Origin of the sequence: Streptomyces sp. Y20 (genome assembly GCF_043195475.1) — a bacterium.
Taxonomy (GTDB): Bacteria; Actinomycetota; Actinomycetes; order Streptomycetales; family Streptomycetaceae; genus Streptomyces.
Window position 1 is genome coordinate 92,337 of record NZ_JBIDDP010000022.1, and the last position, 8,851, is coordinate 101,187.

Sequence of the window (8,851 nt, forward strand, 5' to 3'; positions counted from 1 at the left end):
GGACACCGTTTCCGGTGTCCCCCTCGGGGCTGCTAGTCGCGGGCCGCGATCAGGTGTTCGGCGTGCTCCTGGAGCGAGCGGACGCCCACGTCGCCGTGGTTGAGGGCGTCGATGCCCTGGACGGCCGCCGCGAGCGCCTGGACGGTCGTCAGGCAGGGCACGGAGCGGGCCACCGCGGCCGTACGGATGTCGTAGCCGTCGAGGCGGCCACCGGTGCCGTACGGGGTGTTGACGATGAGGTCGACCTCGCCGTCGTGGATCAGCTGGACGATGGTCTTCTCGCCGTTCGGACCGGTGCCCTCGGACTGCTTGCGGACGACCGTGGCGTTGATCCCGTTGCGCTTGAGGACCTCGGCGGTGCCGGAGGTGGCGAGCAGCTCGAAGCCGTGGGCGACGAGCTCGCGCGCCGGGAAGATCATCGAGCGCTTGTCGCGGTTGGCGACCGAGATGAACGCGCGGCCCTTGGTGGGCAGCGGGCCGTAGGCACCCGCCTGCGACTTGGCGTACGCCGTGCCGAAGACGGAGTCGATGCCCATGACCTCGCCGGTGGAGCGCATCTCCGGGCCGAGGATGGTGTCGACACCGCGGCCCTGGATGTCCCGGAAGCGGGACCAGGGCAGGACGGCCTCCTTGACGGAGATCGGCGCGTCGAGGGGCAGCTCGCCGCCGTCGCCGTTCCTCGGCAGCAGACCCTCGGCGCGCAGCTCGGCGACGGTCGCGCCCAGGGAGATGCGGGCGGCGGCCTTGGCGAGCGGTACCGCGGTCGCCTTCGAGGTGAAGGGGACCGTGCGGGAGGCGCGCGGGTTGGCCTCCAGGACGTAGAGGATGTCGCCCGCCATGGCGAACTGGATGTTGATCAGGCCGCGCACGCCGACGCCCTTGGCGATGGCCTCGGTGGAGGCGCGCAGGCGCTTGATGTCGAAGCCGCCGAGGGTGATCGGGGGCAGGGCGCACGCCGAGTCGCCGGAGTGGATGCCGGCCTCCTCGATGTGCTCCATGACACCGCCGAGGTACAGCTCCTCGCCGTCGTAGAGGGCGTCTACGTCGATCTCGATCGCGTCGTCGAGGAAGCGGTCGACGAGGACCGGCCGGGAGGGGCTGATCTCGGTCGACTCGGCGATGTACGAGGCGAGGCGGGTCTCGTCGTAGACGATCTCCATGCCGCGCCCGCCGAGGACGTAGGACGGCCGGACCAGGACCGGGTAGCCGATCTCGTCGGCGATGGCCTTGGCCTGCTCGAAGGTGGTGGCCGTGCCGTGCTTGGGCGCCGGCAGGCCCGCCTCCGCGAGGACGCGGCCGAAGGCGCCGCGGTCCTCGGCCGCGTGGATGGCCTCGGGGGGTGTGCCGACGACCGGCACGCCGTTGTCCTTCAGGGCCTGCGACAGGCCCAGCGGGGTCTGGCCGCCGAGCTGGACGATGACGCCCGCGAGCGGGCCGGCCTGCTGCTCGGCGTGGACGATCTCCAGCACGTCCTCGAGCGTCAGCGGCTCGAAGTACAGGCGGTCGGAGGTGTCGTAGTCCGTGGAGACGGTCTCCGGGTTGCAGTTGACCATCACGGTCTCGTACCCGGCGTCGGACAGCGCGAAGGAGGCGTGGACGCAGGAGTAGTCGAACTCGATGCCCTGGCCGATGCGGTTGGGGCCCGAGCCCAGGATGATCACCGCGGGCTTCTCGCGGCGCGCGACCTCGCTCTCCTCGTCGTAGGAGGAGTAGAAGTACGGCGTCTTCGCGGCGAACTCGGCGGCGCAGGTGTCGACCGTCTTGTAGACCGGCCGGATGCCGAGGGCGTGCCTGACCTCGCGGACGACGTCCTCGCGCAGGCCGCGGATCTCGCCGATCTGCTGGTCGGAGAAGCCGTGCCGCTTGGCGTCGGCGAGCAGGCCGGCGGTCAGCTCGGGGGCGGCGGCCAGCTCGTCCGCGATCTCCTTGATCAGGAAGAGCTGGTCCACGAACCACGGGTCGATCTTCGTGTAGGAGAAGACCTCCTCGGGGGTGGCGCCCGCGCGGATGGCCTGCATGACGGTGTTGATCCGGCCGTCGGTGGGCCGTACGGCCTCGCGCAGCAGGGTCTCCTTGTCGCCGGGCTCGCCGGTGAAGGCGAACTGGCTGCCCTTCTTCTCCAGTGAGCGCAGCGCCTTCTGGAACGCCTCGGGGAAGTTGCGGCCGATGGCCATGGCCTCGCCCACCGACTTCATGGTGGTGGTCAGCGTGGAATCGGCGTGCGGGAACTTCTCGAAGGCGAACCGCGGGGCCTTGACGACCACGTAGTCGAGGGTGGGCTCGAAGGAGGCCGGGGTCTCGCGCGTGATGTCGTTCGGGATCTCGTCCAGCGTGTAGCCGACGGCCAGCTTGGCCGCGATCTTGGCGATCGGGAAGCCGGTCGCCTTGGAGGCGAGGGCGGAGGAGCGCGACACGCGCGGGTTCATCTCGATGACGATCACGCGGCCGTCCTCGGGGTTCACCGCGAACTGGATGTTGCAGCCGCCGGTGTCGACGCCGACCTCGCGGATGATCGCGATGCCGACGTCGCGCAGCACCTGGTACTCGCGGTCGGTCAGCGTCATCGCGGGCGCGACGGTGATGGAGTCGCCGGTGTGCACGCCCATCGGGTCGAAGTTCTCGATGGAGCAGACGACCACGACGTTGTCGTGCTTGTCGCGCATCAGCTCCAGCTCGTACTCCTTCCAGCCGAGGATGGATTCCTCCAGGAGGACCTCGGTGGTCGGGGAGAGGGTGAGGCCCTGGCCGGCGATGCGGCGCAGCTCCTCCTCGTCGTGCGCGAAGCCGGAGCCCGCGCCGCCCATGGTGAAGGACGGGCGGACGACGACCGGGTAGCCGCCGAGCGTCTCGACGCCCTTGAGGACGTCGTCCATGGTGTGGCAGATGACCGAGCGGGCGGACTCACCGTGCCCGATCTTGCGGCGGACCTCCTCCACGACGCCCTTGAAGAGGTCGCGGTCCTCGCCCTTGTGGATGGCCTCGGGCTTGGCGCCGATCAGCTCGACGCCGTACTTCTCCAGCGCGCCGTTCTCGTGCAGCGAGATGGCGGTGTTCAGGGCCGTCTGGCCGCCCAGGGTGGGCAGCAGGGCGTCGGGGCGCTCCTTGGCGATGATCTTCTCGACGAACTCGGGGGTGATCGGCTCGACGTAGGTGGCGTCGGCGATCTCCGGGTCGGTCATGATCGTCGCCGGGTTGGAGTTGACGAGGACGACGCGCAGGCCCTCGGCCTTGAGGACCCGGCACGCCTGGGTGCCGGAGTAGTCGAACTCGGCGGCCTGGCCGATGACGATCGGGCCGGAGCCGATGACCAGGACGGACTGGATATCGGTGCGCTTAGGCACGCTGGCCCTCCATCAGGGAAACGAAGCGGTCGAACAGGTAGGCGGCGTCGTGCGGTCCGGCTGCCGCTTCCGGGTGGTACTGGACGGAGAAGGCGGGCTGGTCGAGCAGCTGGAGCCCCTCCACGACGTTGTCGTTGAGGCAGACGTGCGAGACCTCGGCACGGCCGAACTTCGTCTCGCTGACCTTGTCGAGCGGCGCGTCCACGGCGAAGCCGTGGTTGTGCGCGGTGACCTCCACCTTGCCGGTCGTACGGTCCTGGACCGGCTGGTTGATGCCCCGGTGGCCGTACTTCAGCTTGTAGGTGCCGAAGCCGAGCGCGCGGCCGAGGATCTGGTTGCCGAAGCAGATGCCGAACAGCGGGGTCCGGCGCTCCAGGACGGCCGACATCAGCGCGACCGGTCCGTCGGCCGTGGCCGGGTCACCGGGGCCGTTGGAGAAGAAGACGCCGTCGGGGCCGACGGCGTAGACGTCGTCGGCCGTCGCGGTGGCGGGCAGGACGTGCACCTCGATGCCGCGCTCGGCCATGCGGTGCGGGGTCATGCCCTTGATGCCGAGGTCGATGGCGGCGACGGTGAACCGCTTCTCGCCGACCGCAGGGACGACGTACGCCTCCTTCGTCGCGACCTCCTCGTACAGGCTCGCGCCCTTCATCTGCGGCTGGGCCTGCACCCGCTCCAGCAGCTCGGCCTCGGGGGCGACGGCCTCGCCCGAGAAGATGCCGGCGCGCATCGAGCCGCGCTCGCGCAGATGGCGGGTGAGGGCCCGGGTGTCGATGCCGGAGATGCCGACGACGCCCTGGCGCTCCAGTTCGTCGTCCAGGGAGCGCGTGGAGCGCCAGTTGGACGGCACGCGCGCGGGGTCGCGCACGACGTAGCCGGAGACCCAGATGCGGCCCGACTCGTCGTCCTCGTCGTTCCAGCCGGTGTTGCCGATCTGCGGGGCGGTCGCGACGACGATCTGGCGGTCGTACGACGGGTCGGTCAGGGTCTCCTGGTAGCCGGTCATGCCGGTGGAGAACACGGCCTCGCCGAAGGTCTCCCCCACGGCCCCGTAGGCGCGGCCGCGGAAGAGGCGGCCGTCCTCCAGGACGAGTACGGCGGGAAGCGCCTTGTTCCTCTGGGAGGAGCTTCCCCTGGTGGAGGTGGTCATCGTGCGCCTTCCGTCTTGTCGGTCATCTGGTTCAGGGCGTCGACCCATCGGGTGTGCTCGGCCGCGCGGTCCGAGCGGAACCCGGAGTCGATCAGTTTGCCGCCGTGCGCCCAGGTCACCACCAGCAGTCCGCCCTCGGTGAGGACCTTGCCGGCGATGCCCTTGTCCAGGCGCGCTTCCCGCAGTGCGGCGGTGGGGACGAAGAAGTCGGCCGCGCCGGGGCGCTCGACCTCCAGGCCCGCGTCGGTCAGGGTGAGCTCGACCCGGCTGCGGGTGCCGAGGCCGTGGGCCACGATGCGGTCCAGCCACTGCCCGGCGGTGGTGGAGCCGTGGTAGCGGCCGCTCATCGTCAGTCTCGCCTCGCCGGGCTCGTCCGGCGCGGTGGGCAGCTCCGGGATGTCGCCCTGGAGGGTGCCGCGCCACTTCCAGCCCTCGCGCATCAGCCAGTAGACGAGCGCGATGAACAGGACGAGCCCGACCAGCCAGCCGATGCGGGCCGGCCAGTCGGTGACGTCGGCCGACTTCCTGGCCTCGGCCAGCCAGATCACAGGTGTCACGTGAGCTTCCCGTCGATGAGCGTGCCCTTGCCCCGCAGCCACGTGTGGGTGACCCGGCCCGGCAGCTCGCGCCCCTGGTAGGGGGTGTTGCGGCTGCGCGAGGCGAAGCCCGCGGGGTCCACCTGACCACGGTATGCCGTGTCGACGAGGGTGAGGTTGGCGGGCTCACCAGCCGAGACGGGCCGGCCGTGCCCGGTGGCCCGGCCGATCTGCGCGGGCCGGAAGGACATGCGGTCGGCGACGCCGGCCCAGTCCAGCAGGCCCGTGTCGACCATGGTCTCCTGCACCACTGACAGCGCCGTCTCCAGGCCGACCATGCCCATGGCGGCGGCGGCCCACTCGCAGTCCTTGTCCTCGTGCGGGTGCGGGGCGTGGTCGGTGGCGACGATGTCGATCGTGCCGTCGGCGAGCGCCTCGCGCAGGGCCATGACGTCCCGCTCGGTGCGCAGCGGCGGGTTGACCTTGTAGACCGGGTTGTACGTCCGTACCAGCTCGTCGGTGAGGAGCAGGTGGTGCGGGGTGACCTCGGCGGTGACCTGGATGCCGCGGGACTTGGCCCAGCGGACGATCTCGACCGAACCGGCGGTCGACAGGTGGCAGATGTGGACGCGGGAGCCGACGTGTTCGGCGAGCAGCACGTCCCGCGCGATGACCGACTCCTCGGCGACGGCCGGCCAGCCGCCCAGGCCCAGCTCGGCGGAGACGACGCCCTCGTTCATCTGGGCGCCCTCGGTCAGGCGCGGCTCCTGCGCGTGCTGGGCGACGACCCCGCCGAACGCCTTCACGTACTCCAGCGCGCGGCGCATGATCACCGCGTCGTCCACGCACTTGCCGTCGTCGGAGAAGACGGTGACGCCGGCCGCGGACTCGTGCATGGCGCCCAGCTCGGCGAGTTTCCTGCCCTCCAGGCCGACGGTGACGGCACCGATGGGCTGCACGTCGCAGTAGCCGTGCTCCCTGCCGAGCCGCCAGACCTGCTCGACCACGCCGGCGGTGTCGGCGACCGGGAAGGTGTTGGCCATGGCGAACACGACCGTGTAGCCGCCGCTCGCCGCCGCACGGGTGCCGGTGAGCACGGTCTCGGAGTCCTCGCGGCCCGGCTCGCGCAGGTGGGTGTGCAGGTCCACCAGGCCGGGCAGCAGCACCTTGCCGCCGGCCTCGACCACCTCGGCACCCTCGGCGGACAGCCCGGTGCCGACCTCGGCCACGGTCTCGCCGTCGATGAGCACGTCCTGCGGCTCACCGCCGAGCACCCTGGCGCCACGGATCAGGATCTTGCTCATGGTCTTACTTCTCCTCGGCCGTGAAAGGGGTGTGCGCGGGGCGCTCGTCGGCGGGCTGGTGCGCGGCGGCGGACGGGCGGGCGTGGGTGACGGCTGGTTCGTTGCCGCCCAGCAGCAGGTAGAGGACGGCCATGCGGATGGAGACGCCGTTGGTGACCTGCTCGACGGCGGTGCAGCGGTCGGAGTCGGCGACCTCGGCGGTGATCTCCATGCCGCGGACCATCGGACCGGGGTGCATCACGATGGCGTGTCCGGGCAGCCTGGCCATGCGGTCGCCGTCGAGGCCGTAGCGACGGGCGTACTCGCGCTCGGTCGGGAAGAAGGCCGCGTTCATCCGCTCGCGCTGGACGCGGAGCATCATCACCGCGTCGCACTTGGGCAGCGTGCTGTCGAGGTCGTACGACACGGCGCACGGCCAGGACTCGACGCCGATCGGCAGCAGGGTGGGCGGGGCGACGAGGGTGACCTCGGCGCCGAGGGTGTGCAGCAGGTCCACGTTGGAGCGGGCGACCCGGCTGTGCAGGACGTCGCCGACGACGGTGACGCGCTTGCCGGACAGGTCCTGGCCGAGCCCGGCGTCGCGGCCGGTCAGCCGGCGGCGCAGGGTGAAGGCGTCCAGCAGGGCCTGGGTGGGGTGCTGGTGGGTGCCGTCGCCGGCGTTGATGACGGCGGCGTCGATCCAGCCGGAGTTGGCCAGGCGGTACGGGGCTCCGGAGGCGCCGTGCCGGATGACCACGGCGTCGACGCCCATGGCCTCCAGGGTCTGGGCGGTGTCCTTCAGGGACTCGCCCTTGGACACCGACGATCCCTTGGCGGTGAAGTTGATGACGTCCGCGGACAGCCGCTTCTCGGCGGCTTCGAAGGAGATCCGCGTGCGCGTGGAGTCCTCGAAGAAGAGGTTGACGATCGTCCGGCCGCGCAGGGTCGGCAGCTTCTTGATCGGCCGGTCGGCGACCCTGGCCATCTCCTCGGCGGTGTCGAGGATCAGGACGGCGTCGTCGCGGGTGAGGTCGGCGGCCGAGATGAGATGACGCTGCATCTGTCAGGCTCCGTAAGGCAGTTCAAATGGGGAGAAGCAGGGCAGGCCGGTGCGTGTGCCGGCGCGCCGGAGCGGCCGGGCGCCCGACTTGCTACTGGCCGGCCGGCTTGGCACCGAGCAGCACGGTGTCGCGACCGTCCTCCTCGGTGAGCTGGACCTTGACCGTCTCCCGCAGCGACGTGGGGAGGTTCTTGCCGACGTAGTCGGCACGGATGGGCAGTTCGCGGTGGCCGCGGTCGACCAGGACCGCGAGCTGGACCGCGCGCGGGCGCCCGATGTCGTTCAGGGCGTCCAGGGCGGCGCGGATGGTGCGGCCGGAGAACAGCACGTCGTCGACGAGGACGACGAGCCTGCCGTCGATGCCGTCACCGGGGATCTCGGTGCGGGCCAGCGCGCGCGGCGGGTGCAGGCGCAGGTCGTCGCGGTACATGGTGATGTCGAGCGAGCCGACCGGGACCGTCCGGTCGGTGATCTGCTCCAGCTTGGCGGCGAGCCGCTGGGCGAGGAAGACGCCGCGGGTCGGAATGCCGAGGAGCACCACGTCGTCGGCGCCCTTGGCGCGCTCGACGATCTCGTGGGCGATGCGGGTGAGCACCCGCGCGATGTCGGGGCCCTCGAGGACGGGCCGCGCGTCGGCGGACGGGTTCGCGTGTGAGTCCATAAGAAACGGACCTCCTTCTCCGCCTCACGGGACGGACCTTAAAGGACGTCGGATTTGCGCCACCTACGGTAGCAGGTGCCCGGAGCGGCGCTGCCGTCACCCCCTCGGCCCAGTGAGCCGCCGCCACCACGGAAGAGTCGGTGTGGACCATTCGGCTTGACGCACAAGAGTCACGCTGCGTAACCTCACAGTGAGTTACCAGCGGTGCGGCGGGAAGACAGCCGACCGCGTCGACACAGTGTCCGGGGAGCTATATGTCCAGCGAATACGCCAAACAGCTCGGGGCCAAGCTCCGGGCCATCCGCACCCAGCAGGGCCTTTCCCTCCACGGTGTCGAGGAGAAGTCCCAGGGGCGGTGGAAGGCCGTGGTGGTCGGTTCGTACGAGCGCGGCGACCGCGCCGTGACCGTGCAGCGCCTTGCCGAATTGGCCGATTTCTATGGCGTTCCCGTGCAGGAGCTGCTGCCGGGCACCACGCCGGGCGGCGCCGCCGAGCCGCCGCCGAAGCTGGTCCTTGACCTGGAGCGGCTGGCCACCGTGCCGGCCGAGAAGGCGGGCCCCCTTCAGCGCTACGCGGCGACGATCCAGTCCCAGCGCGGTGACTACAACGGCAAGGTGCTCTCGATCCGCCAGGACGACCTGCGCACACTCGCCGTCATCTACGACCAGTCCCCCTCGGTCCTCACCGAGCAGCTGATCAGCTGGGGCGTCCTGGACGCGGATGCGCGTCGCGCGGTGGCCGCCCACGACGAGGCCTGAGCCTCCGCTCGCGCCTCAGCAGAAACGTGCCGCCGGGGCGGCCGGAACCCCACGGTTCCGGC

Annotated in this window: 7 protein-coding genes; 1 reads left to right on the plus strand and 6 read right to left on the minus strand. The window is 70.9% G+C overall.

Going from position 1 to position 8,851, the window contains the following annotated elements; translation table 11 throughout:
- Positions 1–32: 32 nt before the first annotated feature.
- The 6 genes from carB to pyrR form a co-directional block, all read right to left on the minus strand.
- Positions 33–3,341: a carbamoyl-phosphate synthase large subunit gene (gene carB / locus ACGFT1_RS35000; RefSeq protein ID WP_373913017.1), complete on the minus strand. Its 3,309-nt coding sequence runs from the start codon at positions 3,339–3,341 to the stop codon at positions 33–35.
- Positions 3,334–4,491 (minus strand): glutamine-hydrolyzing carbamoyl-phosphate synthase small subunit, encoded by a 1,158-nt coding sequence (carA, locus tag ACGFT1_RS35005; RefSeq protein ID WP_361987672.1) that lies wholly within the window; start codon positions 4,489–4,491, stop codon positions 3,334–3,336. The genes carB and carA overlap by 8 nt, the downstream gene beginning before the upstream one ends.
- A complete protein-coding gene (locus tag ACGFT1_RS35010) occupies positions 4,488–5,048 on the minus strand; it encodes a hypothetical protein (protein ID WP_373913018.1) in 561 nt (186 codons plus the stop codon). Before ACGFT1_RS35010 ends, carA begins: the two co-directional genes overlap by 4 nt.
- Complete coding sequence (locus ACGFT1_RS35015; RefSeq protein WP_373913019.1) at positions 5,045–6,331, minus strand: dihydroorotase; 1,287 nt, start codon at positions 6,329–6,331, stop codon at positions 5,045–5,047. Before ACGFT1_RS35015 ends, ACGFT1_RS35010 begins: the two co-directional genes overlap by 4 nt.
- Positions 6,332–6,335: 4 nt before the next feature.
- Positions 6,336–7,370: an aspartate carbamoyltransferase catalytic subunit gene (locus ACGFT1_RS35020; RefSeq protein ID WP_373913020.1), complete on the minus strand. Its 1,035-nt coding sequence runs from the start codon at positions 7,368–7,370 to the stop codon at positions 6,336–6,338.
- A gap of 91 nt (positions 7,371–7,461) precedes the next feature.
- Complete coding sequence (gene pyrR / locus ACGFT1_RS35025) at positions 7,462–8,031, minus strand: bifunctional pyr operon transcriptional regulator/uracil phosphoribosyltransferase PyrR (RefSeq protein WP_373913021.1); 570 nt, start codon at positions 8,029–8,031, stop codon at positions 7,462–7,464.
- Between the two features lie 254 nt (positions 8,032–8,285).
- Between pyrR and bldD the strand changes: the two genes are divergently transcribed.
- The gene (gene bldD, locus ACGFT1_RS35030; RefSeq protein WP_121789767.1) at positions 8,286–8,789 is read left to right on the plus strand and encodes a transcriptional regulator BldD; all 504 of its coding nucleotides are present in this window, start codon (positions 8,286–8,288) and stop codon (positions 8,787–8,789) included.
- Positions 8,790–8,851 lie beyond the last annotated feature (62 nt).